Origin of the sequence: Fluviicola sp., assembly GCF_039596355.1 — a bacterium.
Classification (GTDB): domain Bacteria; phylum Bacteroidota; class Bacteroidia; order Flavobacteriales_D; family Crocinitomicaceae; genus Fluviicola.
In genome coordinates this window covers 802,835-822,835 of record NZ_JBCNJW010000001.1, presented here as the reverse complement: position 1 = coordinate 822,835, position 20,001 = coordinate 802,835, and the positions used below count along the sequence as shown (strand labels likewise).

Annotated in this window: 20 protein-coding genes; 13 read left to right on the top strand and 7 right to left on the bottom strand. The window is 42.8% G+C overall.

The annotated features are described in order from the left end of the window. Positions 1-2: 2 nt before the first annotated feature. The gene (locus tag ABDV94_RS03375) at positions 3-197 is read right to left on the bottom strand and encodes a hypothetical protein (protein WP_343604764.1); all 195 of its coding nucleotides are present in this window, start codon (positions 195-197) and stop codon (positions 3-5) included. Between the two features lie 42 nt (positions 198-239). On the opposite strand from ABDV94_RS03375, the gene ABDV94_RS03370 reads away from it, so the two are divergent. From ABDV94_RS03370 to trxB, 5 genes are all read left to right on the top strand, one after another. Continuing rightward, positions 240-995: a TIGR02757 family protein gene (locus ABDV94_RS03370; protein ID WP_343604762.1), complete on the top strand. Its 756-nt coding sequence runs from the start codon at positions 240-242 to the stop codon at positions 993-995. Positions 996-1,371: 376 nt separating this feature from the next. Then, complete coding sequence (locus ABDV94_RS03365) at positions 1,372-3,423, top strand: BatA domain-containing protein (protein ID WP_343604760.1); 2,052 nt, start codon at positions 1,372-1,374, stop codon at positions 3,421-3,423. Between the two features lie 4 nt (positions 3,424-3,427). Continuing rightward, on the top strand, positions 3,428-4,702 hold the full coding sequence (locus ABDV94_RS03360) for a dihydroorotase (protein ID WP_343604758.1): 1,275 nt from the start codon (positions 3,428-3,430) through the stop codon (positions 4,700-4,702). Then, complete coding sequence (locus ABDV94_RS03355) at positions 4,695-5,252, top strand: rRNA adenine N-6-methyltransferase family protein (RefSeq protein WP_343604757.1); 558 nt, start codon at positions 4,695-4,697, stop codon at positions 5,250-5,252. Before ABDV94_RS03360 ends, ABDV94_RS03355 begins: the two co-directional genes overlap by 8 nt. A 106-nt stretch (positions 5,253-5,358) precedes the next feature. Beyond that, positions 5,359-6,306, top strand: a complete 948-nt coding sequence (trxB, locus tag ABDV94_RS03350; protein ID WP_343604755.1) for a thioredoxin-disulfide reductase — start codon at positions 5,359-5,361, stop codon at positions 6,304-6,306. A gap of 270 nt (positions 6,307-6,576) precedes the next feature. Here trxB and ABDV94_RS03345 read toward each other — a convergent pair whose 3' ends face one another. The 3 genes from ABDV94_RS03345 to ABDV94_RS03335 form a co-directional block, all read right to left on the bottom strand. Beyond that, positions 6,577-7,692, bottom strand: coding sequence for a head GIN domain-containing protein (locus tag ABDV94_RS03345; RefSeq protein ID WP_343604754.1), 1,116 nt, complete (start codon positions 7,690-7,692; stop codon positions 6,577-6,579). Then, a complete protein-coding gene (locus ABDV94_RS03340; RefSeq protein WP_343604752.1) occupies positions 7,689-8,213 on the bottom strand; it encodes an RNA polymerase sigma factor in 525 nt (174 codons plus the stop codon). Before ABDV94_RS03340 ends, ABDV94_RS03345 begins: the two co-directional genes overlap by 4 nt. Before the next feature lie 122 nt (positions 8,214-8,335). Continuing rightward, positions 8,336-8,968, bottom strand: a complete 633-nt coding sequence (locus ABDV94_RS03335; RefSeq protein WP_343604749.1) for a hypothetical protein — start codon at positions 8,966-8,968, stop codon at positions 8,336-8,338. A 119-nt stretch (positions 8,969-9,087) separates the two neighbouring features. Between ABDV94_RS03335 and ABDV94_RS03330 the strand changes: the two genes are divergently transcribed. Continuing rightward, complete coding sequence (locus ABDV94_RS03330; protein ID WP_343604747.1) at positions 9,088-9,885, top strand: DnaJ domain-containing protein; 798 nt, start codon at positions 9,088-9,090, stop codon at positions 9,883-9,885. Here the strand turns inward: ABDV94_RS03330 and ABDV94_RS03325 are convergent. After that, positions 9,867-10,523, bottom strand: a complete 657-nt coding sequence (locus tag ABDV94_RS03325) for a hypothetical protein (protein WP_343604745.1) — start codon at positions 10,521-10,523, stop codon at positions 9,867-9,869. The genes ABDV94_RS03330 and ABDV94_RS03325 overlap by 19 nt on opposite strands. A gap of 77 nt (positions 10,524-10,600) precedes the next feature. Continuing rightward, the gene (locus ABDV94_RS03320; RefSeq protein WP_343604743.1) at positions 10,601-11,245 is read right to left on the bottom strand and encodes a protein-L-isoaspartate(D-aspartate) O-methyltransferase; all 645 of its coding nucleotides are present in this window, start codon (positions 11,243-11,245) and stop codon (positions 10,601-10,603) included. Between the two features lie 99 nt (positions 11,246-11,344). Here ABDV94_RS03320 and ABDV94_RS03315 point away from each other — a divergent pair, with 99 nt between their 5' ends. The 5 genes from ABDV94_RS03315 (at position 11,345) to ABDV94_RS03295 (ending at position 17,388) form a co-directional block, all read left to right on the top strand. Continuing rightward, positions 11,345-12,988: an acyl-CoA carboxylase subunit beta gene (locus ABDV94_RS03315; RefSeq protein WP_343604741.1), complete on the top strand. Its 1,644-nt coding sequence runs from the start codon at positions 11,345-11,347 to the stop codon at positions 12,986-12,988. An 84-nt stretch (positions 12,989-13,072) separates the two neighbouring features. Continuing rightward, a complete protein-coding gene (locus tag ABDV94_RS03310) occupies positions 13,073-13,537 on the top strand; it encodes a GNAT family N-acetyltransferase (protein WP_343604739.1) in 465 nt (154 codons plus the stop codon). After that, positions 13,530-15,602 (top strand): M13 family metallopeptidase, encoded by a 2,073-nt coding sequence (locus ABDV94_RS03305; RefSeq protein WP_343604737.1) that lies wholly within the window; start codon positions 13,530-13,532, stop codon positions 15,600-15,602. The genes ABDV94_RS03310 and ABDV94_RS03305 overlap by 8 nt, the downstream gene beginning before the upstream one ends. A gap of 74 nt (positions 15,603-15,676) precedes the next feature. Then, positions 15,677-16,960 carry a hypothetical protein gene (locus ABDV94_RS03300; RefSeq protein ID WP_343604735.1) on the top strand — a complete coding sequence of 428 codons (1,284 nt, stop codon included), beginning with the start codon at positions 15,677-15,679 and terminating at the stop codon, positions 16,958-16,960. Positions 16,961-17,019: 59 nt separating this feature from the next. Then, positions 17,020-17,388 (top strand): hypothetical protein, encoded by a 369-nt coding sequence (locus ABDV94_RS03295; protein ID WP_343604733.1) that lies wholly within the window; start codon positions 17,020-17,022, stop codon positions 17,386-17,388. Between the two features lie 149 nt (positions 17,389-17,537). On the opposite strand, the gene ABDV94_RS03290 is transcribed toward ABDV94_RS03295, so the two are convergent. Next, complete coding sequence (locus tag ABDV94_RS03290; RefSeq protein ID WP_281281538.1) at positions 17,538-17,666, bottom strand: hypothetical protein; 129 nt, start codon at positions 17,664-17,666, stop codon at positions 17,538-17,540. Between the two features lie 207 nt (positions 17,667-17,873). On the opposite strand from ABDV94_RS03290, the gene ABDV94_RS03285 reads away from it, so the two are divergent. Together ABDV94_RS03285 and ABDV94_RS03280 are read left to right on the top strand one after the other, a co-directional pair. Continuing rightward, positions 17,874-18,791 carry an SPFH domain-containing protein gene (locus tag ABDV94_RS03285; protein WP_343604730.1) on the top strand — a complete coding sequence of 306 codons (918 nt, stop codon included), beginning with the start codon at positions 17,874-17,876 and terminating at the stop codon, positions 18,789-18,791. Between the two features lie 73 nt (positions 18,792-18,864). Continuing rightward, a complete protein-coding gene (locus ABDV94_RS03280) occupies positions 18,865-19,863 on the top strand; it encodes a glycosyltransferase (RefSeq protein ID WP_343604728.1) in 999 nt (332 codons plus the stop codon). Positions 19,864-20,001 lie beyond the last annotated feature (138 nt).

Below are 20,001 nucleotides of genomic sequence, written 5' to 3'. Positions count from 1 at the left end.
CCTCAGGAAACAATTTTCCTGATCGAGTGCCCTGCAGGTATTGGCCATTTCACCAATGCCCTCATGTCGTAATAGAATTTATCTCCGTTCAGGAAATAACATTTACAGGTATTCGGCTTTCGCATACAGGAAGACAGTGAGAAAAAACCAATTGAAATGGCTGTAATAATGACTAATAAGTAGTTTTTTGTTTTCATAAGTCATTCATTTACAGTACGAATTTAATACTTCTCCGGAATATGAACCAATCGCAACTCATTGATTATCTGAATAAAAAGGTTTTAGAATACAACCGCCCGGATTTCGTTCAAACCGATCCGATTCAAATTCCAAAACAGTTTACCCGGAAGGAAGACATCGAAATCAGTGCTTTTTTAATTTCTACGCTGGCCTGGGGAAACCGCACCGCAATTATCAAAAGTGGCGAAAAACTCCTAAATATCATGCAATTCAAACCATATGAGTATGTGATGAATTACGAGGAACAAAAACATGCATTTGTGCATCGCACTTTCAATAGCGATGATCTGAATGCCTTTTTTGTTTCCATGAAACGCATTTATGAACAATACGGAGGTCTGGAAGCTGCTTTCAAGACGCATCCGGAAATTCCGGGAGTACAGGGACGAATTGTTTCCTTCAGAGAAGTATTCACCCAGGAGCCATTCCCAGACAGAACACACAAGCATCTGGCCAATCCGTTGAAAGGGTCTTCTGCCAAACGCATCAATATGTTTTTGCGGTGGATGGTTCGCAAAGACGAATCCGGAGTGGATTTCGGAATCTGGAACAGCATCCCGATGTCAGAATTACACCTGCCATTGGATGTACATACCGGAAATGTTGCCCGCAAACTGGGGATTCTCACCCGAACGCAAAATGATTGGCGCAGCGTAGCCGAAATCCAGGAGCAGTTGACTCTGTTCGACCCGAATGATCCGTGTAAGTACGATTTTGCACTGTTTGGACTGGGAGCTTTTGAGGGAGTTAAATAACTCCGTTTGCTGTGACAAAAAGAATCTTGAATGACGAATTATTCGATCAACACTTTGAATCTGGTGATCTTTCGTAAAAAGTACATTGATCAAAAATCACTCACGTTTACTTTCAAAATATTGAAAATCAAAACATTTAACACTTAAATATAAAGTAACACTTAAATCTTGTCCCAATATTGGGAAATTGGGAATTCCCGAATTCCCATTATACAACACAAACTCCGAATTTCATGGAGAGTGCTTCTATTCTTCGAGTATCAGAACATCGTGGAAATGAGACTAAACATTTCAACTCGTTAAATTGTTTAAAAATCGTAGAAAAACACTTCCCGTTCGTACCCCGTAATTCGTAATTCAATGTTATTTTAGCGTTATGAAATGGGTTTATCCTGAATTTTTGTTCGCCCTACTAGTCTTGGTCATCCCAATACTTATCCATCTTTTTCATTTCCGGAGGTATAAAACGGTTTATTTCTCGAGTATTGCTTTCGTTAAATCAGTGGAGCAGCAACAAAAGAACCCGAGAAAACTCAAGCATTTACTGATCCTGATTGCACGGGCGCTTGCCTTTGCCTGTTTGGTCATTGCTTTTGCACAGCCTTACTTTCCTCATTCCGATCTCAGCAAAAAAGATGTGCAATTGATCGGTGTTTATGTTGACAACTCCTTTTCCATGTCACGCATCGGGAGCCAGGGTGAATTACTGGCCCAGGCAAAAACACTCGCAGAATCGATTACGGAGAAAGCGCCCCGAAACACCCAATATGTTTTGTTCACGAACGAACTAAGCGGAAATGAGAAGCAAACACTGACACAAGTCAAATTCCTCGACCAGGTTGGAAAGATCAACTACTCTCCGATTTACCGTTCCCGAACAGAAATCCTTTCGTTCTGGAATCAGTGGGTTGAGGATGCCCAAAAAGAGGGAAATATCAAGACGAAGCCTTCTCTTGTTTTTTTGTCTGATTTCCAAAAAGGTAAATCCGGACAGACACTGAAGAAATTCAAATCGATTTCGTCCGTTTCTCCATTGGTTTTGAACCCTCAAAACGCTGGAAACCTGTATGTAGATACGCTTTGGTTCGAAACACCGATTCAGAAAATGGGTTCATCACAAACACTTTCCATCCGGGTGGTGAACAGCGGAAAAGAACCGATCGCATCAGCGGTAGTCAATGTACAGATCGGGAAAATGAAGCGTGATTTGTTTGCCGAACTTCCGGCTTTTGGCTCCGATACGGTACAACTAAACTATTTCAACCAGGAGGCAGGAATCGTAAAAGGAAAAGTGTCAATCAACGACAAGCAGATGATCCAGGACGACTCTTTCTACTTCAATTACGAAGTAAAGAAAAGCAGCGCTGTACTGATTATCAACGGTGAAGATGCTGTGGATAACGTGGGAATCGTATACGGATTGGATGATTTTTACAAAACAAAGGAAATTTCAACAACTCAGGCTTCCCAGGAAAACCTGGAGAATTTCGACCTGGTTGTGCTGAACGGACTGAATCAAATCCCAAGCAATCTGAGCACTTCACTGGAATCATATAACCAGGAACAAGGTTCGGTTTTACTGATTCCCGGAACAAATGTTTCTCCGACAGGATGGAATGCTGTTCTTGAAAAGCTGGCACTTCCTGCAATGAACGGAACACAAACCGTTGGATTATCCATTCAAAAACTCAACATCAAAGATCCGTTCTTCCACGGCATTTTTGAGGGGAAACCGGACAATATCTCACTTCCGGCCGTTGCAAAGGCATACCGCTTGCTCAGCAGTTCGAAAACACTTTCAAGCAGCCTGATCAGTTACCAAAACGGGACACCATTCTTTGTGAAAAGTACCGGAAAAGGAACTTCATACCTCTTCTCGACTTCCCTGAAACCGGAATTCAGCACCTTTACGAGTAACCAGTTGTTTTCTACGCTTTTGTTACATGTTGGGAACCTGAGTCAGCGACAGAATCCGTACTACCTCATTATCGGTTCGGATGGAAGCTATCCATTGAATACCAACGCTTCCGGAGATAATCCGGTGCACCTGAAACAAAACCAGGTTGATTACATCCCGGTATTGTTTAACAAAAATAAGCGACCATACCTTTCCGTTCAGGGATTGGAAGCGATTCGAATCCTGGAAGCCGGGAATTACACCATTCAGCAAGCTGGGAAAACCATCGGAACAGTTTCCATGAATTACAACCGCCAGGAATCACAAACCACCGAATCCACACAAGAAGAAATCAAAACAAGCTTTCAGCAAGCCGGAATTAAAGTGAATTCCGTGCAGGACGGTTCCAATTGGAATAGCGCTTCTCTGTTAGAAATCGGGGAAAGTTATGACTTATGGAAATGGTTTGTTTTCTTTGCAGGAATTTTCGTCCTGTGCGAAATGGCGTTGCTAATTTTCTACAAGAAATAAGAATATGAAATTACTGATCCGACAAGCAAAAGTTATCGATCAAACCTCTAAATGGCATGGTAAACAGGTAGATATTTACCTGGAAAATGGAAAAATACACGAGATTGCTGAGCGCATTGAGCGTTCCTGCGAACTGGAAATCAGGGAAGAGAATCTTCATGTTTCAAAAGGATGGACCGATTTGAAAGCTCATTTTGCAGATCCGGGAGAAGAACATAAATCCACTATCCAGGGAGGTTTGGATGCAGCTGCATACGGTGGATATACACACGTTGCGGTTCTTCCTTCAACAAAACCTGTATTGGACAACAAAACCAGCGTAGAATACGTATTGCGCCGCGGAGAAAATGCCGTAACAACCATCCACCCAATGGGCTGTATTACGAAGAAAAACCAGGGAGAAGCTCTGGCAGAAATGTATGATATGTTCCAGTCGGGAGTGCGTTTGTTCTCTGACGACCTTGTTCCGGTAAACGGTGGAATCATGTACCGCGCCCTGCTCTACTCGAAAAATTTCGATGGAATTGTCGTTGGTTTTGCACACGACAAATCCATCTCGGGCGGAGGATTGGTAAACGAAGGGGAAGCTTCTACCAAAACCGGTCTGAAAGCCGATCCTTCTATCAGCGAAGTCATCGAACTGGAGCGAAACCTGCGCTTGTTGGAATATACCGGAGGAAACCTCCACGCAACCGGAATTGCAAATGCAGAATCTGTTGATTTGATCCGCAAAGCGAAAGCAAAAGGATTGAATGTAACGGCTGATGTGCATGCTCAACACTTGATTTATAACGAAACAGCGGTGTTGGATTTCGATGTCAATTTCAAACTGATGCCGCCACTACGAAGAGAAACCGACAGAATCGCGCTTTGGGCAGGATTGAAAGACGGAACAATCGATTGTATCGTCTCCGATCACCGTCCGAATGACACCGAAGAAACAGATTTGGAGTTCGACCACGCCAATTTCGGAAACAGTACCCTGCAAACCCTTTTCGGAGAATTGGGAGCTTGCCCGGAATTCGACCTGGAACTGGTTGTGAAGGCATTGAGCGGAAAAAGTCGAGAATTATTGTCACTTGATACCAACGCGATCGAAAACCAATCCGTAGCAGATCTTTCGCTCTTTATCCCCGGAAAACCGTGGACTTTTACAGCCAACGAACTGCTGACTCCAGCTACTAACACTCCGGCGTTGAATAAACAATTGAGCGGATTTGTTTATGGAGTGATCAATAATGGTAAATTCGCGCTTAAAGAAACCAAAGAACATGTCTGATAAGCGTTCGTTTATACAAAACTTCTGGAAAGAACGTAAAATGGTTGGAGCAATGGCTCCAAGCTCTAAATACCTGGCAAAGAAAATGCTGGAGAAAATTGATTTCTCAACAGCTAAAGTCATCGTTGAACTTGGGCCAGGAACCGGCGTGTTTACCCGAAAAATTGTTGAAAAACTGAGTCCCGACGGAGTGCTTTTAGTCTTCGAACTCAATGATAGTTTCATGAATATGCTCAAAAAAGAGTTCAAGGATCCGCGCGTGATCCTGATTCATGATTCGGCTGAGAAGATCGGGGAATACCTTCAAAAACATGGATTATCACAGGCAGACGCCGTGGTTTCCTCGCTCCCATTAGCCAATTTTCCTTCGGAATTGAAAAACCGGATTTTGAAAGAAAGCCACGAGGTGATGCATGACAATGCACTGTATGTTCAGTTTCAGTACTCCCTGAATGCGAAAAAGAACATCAAACAGTTTTTCAAACGCATGGAAATCGCCTTTACTCCTGCCAATTTCCCCCCTGCTTTTATTTATTACTGCAGAAAATAACCTTGGATTCCTACCTGAAAAAGACTCTCCGGCGAGAGCTTATTTGACAGGCTGGAAATCCCTAATTTTGTAATGGATACAAACTAAAAAAACGAGAATACAAAACATGAGCGCTGAAAGAATCAAATGCCTGATCATCGGTTCAGGTCCCGCAGGATATACAGCAGCTATCTATGCTGCACGAGCTGAAATGAAACCCGTTATGTATCAGGGAATGCAGCCCGGTGGACAATTAACAACGACCAACGAAGTTGAAAACTTCCCGGGATATCCGGATGGAATTTCCGGACCGGAAATGATGATCCAGCTGGAAGCTCAGGCAAAGCGCTTTGAAACGGATATCCGCTCAGGATTCATTACAAAAGTAGATTTCAGCGGACCACTTCACAAATGCTGGACAGAAGATGGTCATGAAATTCATGCCGATACGGTAATTATCTCAACCGGAGCATCCGCAAAATACCTCGGACTTCCTTCGGAACAACACTACCTTTCTATCGGTGGAGGTGTTTCCGCATGTGCAGTTTGTGACGGATTCTTCTATCGCGGACAAGAAACTGTGATCGTTGGTGCAGGAGATTCAGCTTGTGAAGAAGCACACTACCTGTCCAAATTGTGTAAGAAAGTGACCATGCTGGTTCGTACGGATAAATTCCGTGCATCCAAAATCATGGCAGACCGCGTACGTAAAACACCAAACATTGAAATTCTGCACAACACAGAGGCCATTGAAGTATTGGGAGACGGAAACGGCGTAAATGCGATCAAGGTTAAAAACAATGTAACCGGTGAAGAGCATGACATTCCTGCTACCGGTTTCTTCGTGGCAATCGGGCACAAACCGAATACGGATATCTTCAAAGATTACATCAACCTGGATGAAACAGGTTACATCAAATATGAAAAACCGGGAACTTCTCTAACGAATGTACCGGGAGTATTTGTTGCAGGTGATGCTGCCGACAAAAATTACCGTCAGGCAATTACTGCTGCAGGAACAGGTTGTATGGCTGCTTTGGATGCCGAGCGTTATTTGGCAAGTTTGGAGCATTAACTTCTCGTGAGATACTTCGCTACGTTTCGTTACTCGAAACGACATGTTCTCTTCTAAAAAGTCAGTTTTGTTTGCCGGCCGAGCGGAGTCGAAGCCAGCAATAACTCAATACTATAAAACAAAAACCCTTCCGGATTCCGGGAGGGTTTTTGCTGAAACAACGTTTTGTTTCTCTCTTTAACTCTACTTATGGTAAACCTAACTATTGCTTTGTTACAGCTTCTTTGTTTCCGGATTTCCGGAAAATAATTTTTCTTCTTTTCGGCGCCGTTATCTTTTTTTCACAACCGCAGCTCCACTGGTTTCAACACTGGTAGAAACATTTTTGGAGGTAACATCCACTTTGTAGTAAGTCTCGCTCGCACCGGAGCCATCTACCACCAACGATTCCGAAATGTAAATTTCCAGGTGCCCGGCTCCGCTGTTATCCACAGTTGCTTTCTTTGCAACCAGGTCAAACAACTCCGCTTCTGCAGCTCCTGAGATATCCAAATTCATGGTTTCACATTCTCCACTCAGTTTTGCATTCACCGCGCCGGAGAAATCGCCTTTTAGTTTTGTTGCTTTGACATTCAGATTCAGGTCGCTGGCTCCAGCCATATCCAATTCCAGTGAATTAACGACAAATTGTCCTTTCGTTACAAGATTCGTTGCTCCGCTCATATTGATTCGTTCCAGGGTTTCCATCGTCACTTTCACAACGATCTTTTCTTTCTCGTTCTCTTTGCGGCGTTTATTCCACTTTTCAGGTTCATTCGCGATGTGCAGCGTACCGTTTTCAATTTTCACAATGATCACGTCCTTCGCACTCTCCGGAACAATCTCCACACTGCACGTTTTTCCCTGTGTCAATTCCACATCCACCACACCTGAAAGATCCAATTTCGTGAAGTTTCCCCCCTGAACCACTTTCCGCAATGGCGCAAGCGGTGTAATTTCTGTCAGTTTGGAATGCAAATCCGGGATTCTTACAGGAATATGAACTCCCATATCCTCAGGCTGACCTGGCTCCGCCGGAGCAGTTGTTTTTTCGGCCGGGATTTCGGGTATGGGAATCTCCAAATCAGTATCTTCGGTTGATTCGACTGTTCTTACAGGTTCTGCATATGCCCGTACAATCGGTTGTTTTTCTTGTTTTTCTTTCACTTCCGGCTGGCTGAGAATTACAACCGCACTCAATGATGCCCCACCGGCAAGCGTTACAAATGCTGACCACATAATCAAAGGTTTTTTAATGAGAAATAATTTCAATGTCGCTAAGAGTCCAATTGTTGCGGCACCTGCCACAGCAGTTTCAATCCATTGATCTACTTCGGAAACGGAAGTCTGAGCTGATTCATTCCGAATCTCATCAAACAAACCGGAAAGTTTATCTTCTGTCATCATAACTCAACTTTTTTGGGTTCAACTTCCTGTTTCTCACTCATTAATTCGAGGAGCTTTTTTCTACTTCGGACCAACCGCTGTTTCACGGCATCTTCTGAAGATTCCTGCAGTTCGGCAATTTCCCTGATTGAGAACCCGGAGATTTCAAACAGAATAATACTTTCCTTTTGAATATCCGGCAATTGTGAAATCGCTTCATATAGCTGATTGATCTCCAGCTGCCTGTCAGTTCTGTCACTTTCCACGGAATAATTGTATGCCTGCTGATTGTCAGCCAACCGTTCTGTTGATTTTTTACGGTTTTCATTAGCCAGCAAACGAATGGTTATTCCGAACAAAAAGTGCAGAAAAGCACCATCATTTTTCAAAGCATCAAAGCGTTCGTAAGCTATCAACAAGGCATCATGCATCAAGTCCTTGAAGTGAAAATTCCCGTACGCTCTTGCTTTACAAAACTTTTCGAACCGCACATGTATCGGTTCGTAGAGTTCCATAAAGTGCTTCTTTTTTGTGGCTGCCATGCTGCTAAATTGGTCTCTTGATAAAGTTAGTGTAACGAGTTGCGAAAAGGTGACAGGGAAATGACAATTATTTTAAAAGAAGTGTAAAATTGTTTAAATCACAGGTAAACACAAACACGTAATCAACTGTCTAACAACTCATTATTATTAACCGGAGTATGTGTTAAATCTACTTTACCCAGCATTCTTTTAAACTCCAGGTAATAAAGGAACCAGGTAAAAGAAATCACTAAAAAACAGCTATCGGTTACCACGATAGAGATGTGTGAGTAATAGGCAGCTTCGGAAACAAGTTCCGGGATATTTACATAAAATGTTAGAAACGGTAGTATGATAAAGATATAAGTGATTAAAAGGATCATCAAAATCCAGATAACAACAATTTTCCGGTCGGATCTCGCTCCATTCATTTCTGAATAAGCAAACAACTGTTGATTCAATTTCCTTTTGATGATATAAAACAGGAACAGATTTACCACAGGTAAAAAGGACAGCAAGAGGATTAAAATGTGGTATCCTTTCCCTATTCCTTGCTTTTTCAAAAACCGGTTCAGGATAATTATGAAACTGATCTCCAGGATATAAATCAAGATATACATCACCGAATAAGCTTTTCCAAGACCATTTGCGAAGCGTATGAATGCTACCAACCCTCCATTCCCGAAATGAAATGTCCAATCCCAAATTCCTTTCAAAAAGTTCATAAACATGAAAAAGACATTCGCTATCATCAGCATGATTGCAATCCCTTTCAAATACTTTAGGTTCGCGGTTTTTTCCATTTGCGAACAAAAGTAAAACTTCCGAACTATTTTCATTTACCAATATTTGTTACTTTGGAGTTTTACTGGATTAAATAAAAGAACTGTTTCGTATGACCTTATTTCTTCCGCTCACCTTTGAACCGATTGCCGAGTTACCAAACTGGCTTGTGATCATCCTGTTCGGAACTCCTTTTTTTGGTGGCATTGCATTATACGCTTACAAAACACGTCATGCCAGATCCTGGCGTAAAGGAATTTTTCCGCAAAAGCTGAAACCCACGGAAGATAATTACCTGGAAGCGTACCTGGCACTGGGTGCAAAGTTGATTCTCCTGGATTACATGGAATCAAAGGAAAAAGTGCAATTCATCAATCACTATTTTAACCGTTATTTTACCGCTGCCAATTACAACTTCGGTGATTCGCTGTTGTTTTCGCTCAAATATCCCATCCGCACGCATACCATCACCGATTGGATGAAAATGCACCTGAAGGATGAAGGAGCGCGTTCGCAGGTTATCTACTTCCTCACCGGAATGGCCTTGATAAACGGTAAAATGAATGCTTCCGAATTACAATTCCTGAAACAGATCAACCGGGATTTGGAACTAAAGCCGGAGAACCTGACGAAAATCATTGCCATTTATGCTTCATACGAGAAGCACCGAAAAGAAAACGCTCAAAAAAAGCCGGCGAAACAATCCGAAAACTTTGCCTATGAAATCCTGGGACTGCAAAAGAATGCCACGCAGGAAGAAATCAAAAAAGCGTATCGAAAACTGGTGAAACTCCACCACCCGGATCATTTTGCAACCGGAACCGAATCCCAGCAAAAAATGGCGGCTGAGAAGTTTGTGGAGATCCGGAATGCATACGAAAGCCTAACGAATCACTCATCCAACAACTGATTCTCGGAAAGCTCCGGATTCAAAGCACCCTTCCGGGTAATTTTCCGGTGAAACTCTATGAAATAGCTCATTCCGATAACGGAATAACTCAATATACAAGCAGAATTCAGAATACTGCTGAGTCTTTCATACTGAAACGACCCCATCGGGCCGACACGTACGAGGTAATGAAAGATCAGCGACGAGAAAATAGCTGCCAGCAAAGAAACCAGGATCAGTCCCCACATCACCACAATTTTTCGATCCGAAGCTCGCGGGTCTTTTCCTGCATGCGTAAAAATCGAACGGTTGAGTTTTCTCCAAATAATGAAACCCCAGAAATAATGCACCAACGGAATAAAAGCAACGAAAATCCATAACACACGAACTGACTTTTCATCCGTATATTTCTTTACAAATGCATTGTAGATCACGATTTGAAAAAACAACACCAGCAAATCCACATAATTCAAAAGAGTATGGAACCACAACTCCCAATCCAGAACAGAATCGATAACACGGGCCTTTTTGAAGAGTATGATTTTCCCTCCGTACAAAGCATATTCACGAAAATAAAACCCGAATTCAGCAAGATTCAGTAAAATGAATATTCCGTAAAAGATCAGGTGGATATTGGTTATCAGTCGAAGGCTTTTCATATCGTAGATTTAGGGTTGGGAATTGAAAAATTTTTGATTCGCGCTGATCTTTTCAATTCTCACTTTTCAATTCTCAATTACCGGACTGTTTTCTCCAGCATCGGTACAAAGCTGAAATTTCCGAAGACTTCTTCTTTGTATTCCGAATCCGAAATTTTAGTAATGCGGTGCATTTCCTGAGAATCCAGATCACCTACCGGGATCACCATCATACCACCCACTTTCAGCTGCTGCAACAATTTCTGAGGAATAAACGGAGCGCCGCAAGTTACCAGAATCTTGTCAAAAGGAGCATATGTTTCCTTTCCTTCATAACCGTCGCCGAAAAACAATTTCGGAGTGAAGCGGAAATGATCAATGATTTTCTTCGCCTTCATGTGCAGTTCTTTCTGGCGTTCGATCGAAAACACTTTCATCCCCAGCGAACACAAAATACAAGTCTGAAACCCGGATCCTGTACCGATTTCTAACACCTTCTCCCCTTTTTTCAATTCGAGAATCGATGTTTGAAAAGCAACCGTGTACGGATGGGAAATGGTTTGTCCCGCACCAATTTGGAAAGCCACGTTGGAATAAGCTTGCTGCTCGAATACCAAATCCAGGAAGAAATGGCGCGGAATCGCATCAAACGCATCCAAAACGCGCTCATCACTGATTCCTTTTTGACGCAACTGATCAATCAGCTGCTTTCTCATTCCCTTGTGCTTGTAAGTATCTTGCATACAACAAAAGTAATTTAGAAAACGTGGATTCTTTACCATTTCCAAAGAAAGTTTCTACAGTGAATTGTGTATATTTGGGACGCTTATAAACGAAAAAACATGGCAATTGACGCAAAAGAATTGGAATTCAATAAGAATGACGATGAAATGAGGCTAAAAATCTCCCGAATGGAAGCCGAATTAGCCAAAATCATGAAAGGAGGCGGTGAAAAACGCATTGCAGCCCTTCATGAAAAAGGAAAAATGACCGCCCGCGAACGCATTGATATGCTACTCGATCCGAATACCCCGCGTTTCGAAGTCGGTGCTTTTGCTGGAATGGGCATGTACCAGGAACACGGCGGTTGCCCCTCTGCCGGAGTTGTCATGGTGATCGGAAAAGTTTCCGGAAAACAATGTATTGTCGTTGCAAACGACGCAACTGTAAAAGCAGGAGCCTGGTTCCCGATTACCGGAAAAAAGAACCTGCGTGCACAGGAAATTGCAATGGAAAATAAACTGCCGATTATCTACCTGGTGGATTCTGCAGGTGTTTACCTCCCGATGCAGGATGAAATTTTTCCGGATAAAGAACATTTCGGACGTATCTTCAGAAACAACGCGGTGATGAGCTCGATGGGAATTACCCAGATTGCGGCCGTGATGGGAAGCTGTGTTGCCGGAGGTGCTTACCTTCCGATTATGTCTGACGAATCCCTGATTGTAGATAAAACAGGAACCATCTTTTTGGCGGGTTCTTACCTGGTAAAAGCGGCTATCGGCGAAAACATCGACAACGAGACATTGGGCGGTGCAACAACCCATACCGAAATCTCCGGTGTGTGTGATTACAAAGTAGCAAACGACGAAGAGTGCCTGAAAACAATCCGCAAAATGATGAGCCAGATCGGTGCATCGGAATCAGCTGGATTTGACCGCATTGAAGCAGTTGCTCCGAAAGAAGACGCGAAAAAAGTATACGGAATTCTACCGGCTGAGCGCGCAAAACCTTATAATGTAGAAAACATCCTGGATTGTATTTTCGACGAAGGAAGTATTACCGAATACAAAAGTGAATACGGGAAAACGATCTTCTGCGGGTATGCCCGTTTGGATGGTTGGAGTGTCGGAATCGTCGCAAACCAGCGCGAACTGACCAAAAATGCGAAGGGTGAAATGCAGTTCGGAGGTGTGATCTACAACGATTCTGCCGACAAAGCAGCACGTTTCATCATGAACTGTAACCAGAAGAATATTCCATTGATTTTCTTCCAGGACGTTTCCGGATTCATGGTTGGCTCCAAATCAGAGCATGCCGGAATCATCAAAGACGGAGCAAAAATGGTGAACGCCATGGCGAATTCCGTGGTTCCGAAGTTTACCGTAATTGTAGGAAACTCGTATGGTGCAGGAAACTACGCCATGTGTGGAAAAGCATACGATCCGCGTTTGATCGTGGGCTGGCCGACAGCTGAAGTTGCCGTGATGAGCGGTGCATCCGCAGCAAAAACCTTGTTACAAATCGAAGTGGCATCGTTGAAGGCACGCGGAGAAGAAATTACGCCGGAAAGAGAAGCCGAATTGTACAACACCATTAAAAGCCGTTACGACGAACAGATTTCTCCCTACTATGCCGCTTCCCGCCTGTGGCTGGATGCAATCATCGATCCGGCGAAGACCCGTGAGTTCCTGTCAATCGGAATTGAAATGGCAAACCACAAAAAAGCAGAAAAACAGTACAACGTTGGAGTAATCCAAACCTGAAATAAATTCAAAAATCAAAATTCAAAAATTCATCATCAGGTTTATTTTGAATTTTGAATTGATTCATTTTTAATTAAAATAAAGATGCATTTAGACTGGCAATTCAAACCTTATAAAGAACTGACAATAAATGAGTTTCACGACATCATTGCGTTGAGACTGAAGGCATTTGTTGTGGAACAAAACTGTTCTTACCTGGATCTGGACGGAAAAGACAAGAAGGCTTACCACTTGCTGCTGCGCGATGGAAAGGGCGACGTGATCGCTACTGCGCGCATTCTGCACCCCGGAATTTCGTTCCCGGAGGTTGCAATCGGACGGGTGGTACTGACTGCCGAATGCCGCGGTTCCGGAGTTGGAATGGAGCTGATGGAACGATGTGTTCAGTTTGTATACGATGAATTCGGAAAAGTTCCGATCCGTATTTCCGCACAGAAACACCTGGAGAAATTCTACAATAAATCCGGTTTTGTTTCTACCGGAAAAGAATACTTCGAAGATGAAATCCCGCATGTTGAAATGCTTTTAAACCCGGAAAACAATGGTTAATAAAATTCTTCCTCTAACAATCATTACTGCCTCTCTGGTTGCCTGTCAGCCGAAGACAGTTGTTGAAAATCAGGATAAATCAGCCGCTTCCACACCGGAAACAGCTAAGAAAAATACGACGATCGATCTTTCTTACATGGATTTATCGGTGAAACCACAGGAAGATTTCTTCCTCTTTGCCAATGGAACCTGGTGTAAGAACAATCCTGTTCCGAACACGGAATCCCGCTGGGGAAGCTTCAACGAACTTGATCAGCGCAACAAGGCTTTGCTGAAAGAAATCCTGCAAACGGCTGCTGCGTCGAAAGAAAAAGCACCCGGAGACCAAAACCAACTGCTGGGAGATTACTTCACGTCGTATACCGATATGAAAGTGCGCAACGCGGCTGGAATTACACCTTTGAAACAGCGTTTGATCAAGATCGACGAATTGAAATCAAAAGATGAACTGGTTGACATCATTTCCAAACAACACCAACTTGGGATTGAATCCGTATACGGTTTCGGAGTTGGACAGGATTTGAAGAACGTGGATAAGAACACAGCTTACCTCGGACAAGCCGGAATCGGTCTTCCGAACCGTGATTACTACTTCATGGACAACAAACAGGCCATCCGTGACGCTTATATTGTACACATTCAGAAATCTTACCAATTGCTGGGAGATCCAGAAAGTGTTGCGAAAACAAAAGCAGAAGATATTTTCAATTTCGAGAAAGAACTGGCGAATGCCATGATGACTCCTGCAGAATCCCGCTTGCCGGAAAAAACCTACAACAAATGGTCTTTGGATCAGTTGGTAAAAGCAATGCCGAAGTTTGACTTCGAAGCGTACCTTTCCAAAATCGGGTGTGAAAGCTTTGATTCACTGATCGTAAGCCAGCCCGACTTCATGAAACAGGTCAACACCATGGTGGAAAAAACATCCCTGAATTCCTGGAAAAACTACCTGTCCTGGTGTACGGTAAATGCTTACGCCGGAAAGCTGGATGATGTGTGGGTAAAACACAATTTTGATTTCTACAGTGGTGTGCTGAGTGGAACAAGTGCTATGAAACCGATTGAAGATCGCTGCATCGACGAGATTACGGGCTCTGCTCTGAGCGAATTACTGGGAAAAGCATTTGTTGACAAGGCATTCTCCGAAAAAGCGAAGAAGAAAGTAAACGAAATGGTGGATAACCTGCTGGCTAGTTTCCGCATGCGAATCGAGAAACTGGACTGGATGTCGGAAGATACCAAGAAGGAAGCGTTGACCAAACTGAATGCAATCGGAAGAAAGCTAGGTTTCCCGGACGAATGGAAAAGCTACAAAGGATTGACGATCAGCTCAGTGGATTACGTAGCTAACATCGATAACTGCCGCAACTTCTCTTTCAAAGAAAACCTGGAAAAACTGCACAAGCCGGTGAACCGCAAGGAATGGGAAATGCCTGCTCACCTGGTGAATGCTTACTACCACCCGCTGTTGAACGAAATCGCTTTCCCGGCTGGAATCATGCAGCCTCCGTTCTTCGATGAAAATGCGGAAGATGCTGTCAACTACGGAAGAATCGGGATGGTCATCGGACATGAATTCACACACGGATTTGACGACAATGGTTCCAAATTCGCTGCAGACGGAAGTTACAACGATTGGTGGAAAGAAGCGGATAAAGCGAAATTTGTCGCTAAAACAGAAATCCTCGGAAAAACGTTCAGCTCCTTCTGCCCTGTTTCTGATAACTGCGTAAACCCGGATTTGACGATGGGAGAAAACATTGCCGATCTTGGCGGATTGACGATGGCTTACTATGCCTATACGATGACGGACGATTTCAAGAAAAACAAAATCATTGACGGCTACACACCTGCACAGCGCTTCTTCATTGCTTATGCACAATTGTGGAAAATCAATTACACGGAAGCAGAGTTGAAAAAGCGCATCGCAACAGATCCGCACTCGCCGGGAATGTACCGCGTAAACGGTCCGCTGATGAACTGTCCGGAATTCTTTGCCGCATTCAATGTAAAACCAGGCGACAAAATGCGCAACCCGGATGAGAAGGTTGCTAAGATCTGGTAATCATTCCAATTTTTAAAAAGGCCATTTGCTCGTTCAAATGGTCTTTTTTATTTTCATTTACCTAAATTCAATGTATGAAACCACTTTTTATATCCCTGCTTCTTCTCTGCAATATCTCAATCGGTTTTGGTCAGACAACGCCAGACAGTAAGCGTGTAAAACAGGCCATTTCCGCTATCGAAAAAGGAGAATGTGTTTTACTTTTCTACGAAGAACGATTCGCCAATGACTTTGAAAAGAAGCAAATCAAAGAACTGGAGATCGTGTCACAGCTAGACTTCAACACCATTGATAGTATTTACACCAAGAATTCCAATCCGAACGTCAGGCTGACGCTTTTCCATATCCTTTGCTCAACATATCGGTCTCAGATTACTGAGAAGCATATTAATGCCGTGAAGGACAAGAAAGAGACTGTGACGATATGCAGCGGCAGAAACACACAAAAAGGTCCGTTGAATGAAATAACAGCATTCTTGTATCAAAACTCCGAAGAACGAAAAGAAAAGATCAGTGATCCGGAAGTATCCAGGCTGGTAAAAGAAGCTGAAGAGCTGGAATACAAAGGCCCGGTTGATTTTGAAAAAATGATTGAAATACTGAACAAAGCGAATCAACTGGAGCCAAACAATCCTATTATTCTCGACGCACTCGGAAATGCCAAATTCAACTCGAAAATAGATGTGGAAGGTGCTTTGATTGATTTTCAAAATGCCATTGCATATTCACAGGATCAGCGTGCGCTGGAATTCAGACACCATAACCTCGGACTTAGTTTCATGGGGATGGGTGATATTGAAAAAGCATGCAAAGAATGGAAAAACGCTGGTCAGACAGGTGCTTCTTACCGAGAACAACACTGTGAGCAGCCTTTTGACACAACGATCTATCAAAGTCCGGATCAGGCGCTGATACTGAATTTAAAACTGGGAAAAGATACTGCCTTCATCGTATCATCTCACAATCCCCCAGCAATGTCTGACTGTTATGCAAAACTGATTATTGAAAACAAGGAGCTTCAGAAACTAACTATCCGCGATAACAGCCTGCGCTTTTGCCTGGAAAATAGTGGAACGGAACTCTACCTGGAAGCGATTTCAGCAGACGGAAGAAAATTTCACTTCTTCACAGAAACCGAAATCTCCTTTTTTGGTGATGGAAAGGATTTGATCATTGCGCCGAAAGAAAATTATACCAAGCTGATCAATTTAACCCAATTCCACCAGTTTCCGAATCCCGGAACATACCGGGTGCGTGTTGCAATTCGTCCGACAAAGAATATTTCCGGATTGAATAAAACGTATTATTCCAATTGGGAAACACTCATTATTGTTCCAAAGTATCAACGGGATTTTTGAATAAAAGTTTTTGAATCAAGTGAAAAACAGTACCTTTCAAATCATTAAACCACATGATTATGAAAAACGCACTATTCACATGCTTCTTCCTGCTGGCATTCGGCGTCAGCGCGCAAACCTCTGCCGAATTGATCGGAAAATGGCAATTGGTTAAATGGACTCAAAACGGGAAAGAGAAAAACCTGAAGGATCATTTCCACACAGATCAGGTATTCCAACTCTTCCTGGAAGACAAAAACAAGTTTCAGAGTATTGTCGGGGATGAAATTCACAAAGGAAAATGGAAACTTTCTGCGGATGGAAAAACATTGACGATTGTTGCCGGAATTCTACCGATTCCCTTTACGGTGGATTATTTCGATAAAACAAGACGGGTGATTACATATGAAAGCGTGGGGACGTTTGAGTATACCAAGGTGGCAGATTAGGAAGTAAAGAAAGGTTGTTTCGACGTAATTCCGCAATATTACGTTCCACTCAATCCTTACATTAAAACAAGGAATTCAAATACCTGTAAATCAATATGCTATAAAATACATCAAACAAATAAAAAGGCCCTTGAAGGGGCCTTTCTTTTCTAGTTTAAATTCAAAAGCACTTTTTTGCGCTTTAATTTCTTCACCTCCAAAGACTTGCTGTAATTCAGAATCTGACTGATTACGGCTGCGGATGGATTCGCAATCTCAGTAACTTCCTGTGTTTGCATTTTAGTCAAGTATTTATTTACCATAGGCTTAATAAAGTTGCGTTTTTATTTCTTCTAACGAATTTCTTTTCGGTTTATTTTATAACAACCAAAAACTTTTTTTAATTGATCACTCATCAACACATCCTGCAACGGATAACAAGTTTAATTCTTCACTTTTGCCTTTTCCATTTTCAATTTAACTAAGTTTGTTACAAATCACTTTTTATGATCGAAATCAAATACATCCTAATCGGAGTTGTTGTACTCCTGATTGCCTTCAGTTTTGTAACTGTTCAGCAAGGAACTATCGCTGTTGTCACCATGTTCGGAAAATACCGCCGGATCATGCACCCGGGATTGAATTTCCGGATTCCCTTCCTGGAGAAACTCAATAACCGCGTTTCCATTCAAAACCGTGCTATTGAGATGGAATTCCAGGCTATTACGCAGGATCAGGCAAATGTTTACTTCAAGGCCATGCTGGTGTATGCCGTATTGGATTCCAACGAAGAAACAATTAAAAATGTAGCCTTTAAATTTGTCGATCAGCGTAACTTTATCCAGGCATTGATCCGTACGATTGAGGGTTCGGTACGCGGATTTGTAGCCACGAAAAAACAGGCAGAAATCTTGTTACTCCGTCGTGAGATTGTAGATGATGTGAAAGAAAGCCTGGATCACACCTTGGAAACCTGGGGATTCCACCTGATCGACCTTCAGTTGAATGACATTACATTCGATGCCGAAATTACCACTTCCATGGCGAAAGTAGTTGCGTCAAACAACTTGAAAGCTGCGGCAGAAAACGAAGGTCAAGCCCTGTTGATTACCAAAACGAAAGCGGCTGAAGCAGAAGGAAATGCGATTAAAATTGCTGCTCAGGCAGAAAAAGAAGCCGCACAGTTGAAAGGTCAGGGAATTGCACTCTTCCGGGAAGAAGTAGCACAAGGTATGACAGAAGCCGCTGAAAAAATGAAAGCTGCTGATCTCGACACTTCCTTGATTTTGTTCTCTATGTGGACCGAAGCGGTGAAAGAATTTGCCGAAAAAGGAAAAGGAAATGTGATCTTCCTGGATGGTTCCGTGGAAGGAATGGAAAAAAGCGTCAAGCAGATGATGGCAAACGATATGCTCAAGAAATAATGAGGTTTATCCGGCAGGAAAAACAACCTGCCGGGTAAATAAACCGTAACTTTGTTTAAAGTAAAGTTTGAAGATGTTTTTTTCGCTGATCATTCCTGTATACAATCGTCCGGACGAAGTAGAAGAATTACTCGCAAGCCTGGCAGTACAGGATTACACAGAACAATACGAAATTGTAATCGTTGAAGACGGTTCTTCCGTAACCTGCCAGGAAGTGGTAGAAAAATATGCCGGAAAGTTGTCTATTTCTTATTATTTCAAACCCAACAGCGGACCGGGAGATTCCCGGAACTTCGGGATGAAACGCGCCAAAGGTGATTATTTCATTATCCTGGACTCTGATTGCATTATTCCTCCGGGATATCTGAGCAGCGTGGATCAAAACCTTCAAAAAACCTACGTAGACTGCTTTGGTGGCCCGGATGCAGCTCTGGATTCATTCAGCGACATCCAGAAAGCAATCAACTTTGTCATGACTTCTTTTCTCACTACCGGAGGCGTGAGAGGAAAATCCGAAAAAATCACGAAATTTCAGCCTCGCAGCTTCAACATGGGCTTGTCGCGCAAAGCATTTGAAGCATCTGAAGGTTTTGGAAACATTCACCCGGGAGAAGATCCCGATTTATCGATCCGGCTGTGGAAACAAGGATTCGAAACCAAACTCTTCCCTGGCGCATACGTGTATCACAAACGCCGCATCGACTGGCAGAAGTTTTACAAACAGGTCAATAAATTCGGGAAGGCCCGCCCTATCCTGGATGTGTGGCATCCTGAATACAAAAAACTGACCTTCTGGTTCCCGTCCTTGTTTTTATGTGGAGCTGCTTTTTCCGTTTTACTAGCGTTGTTTGGCTTCGGGTATTTCCTGTATTTGTATAGCTTATACCTTGTTTTGATCGGTGTGCTTTCATCCATTGAAAACAAGAATATCCAGGTCGGATTTTACTCGATCATTGCTGTGTGCATCCAGTTTTACGGGTATGGAACCGGCTATCTTACTTCATTTTTCAAACTTCGCTTTTCCTCTAAAAAGCCCGAAAGCACTATCCCGGAACTTTTCTTCAAAAAGTAAACTTCTTTTCGTTGTTTTTTAACCATTAGAATACAGCCACTTAGCTCCTTGATAAGTATTTTTTTCTGCATCAGTAGAACATTTCAAAGCAACTAACTAATCTTTTCATACGTTCTTTAGGCAAACAAAACTACAACG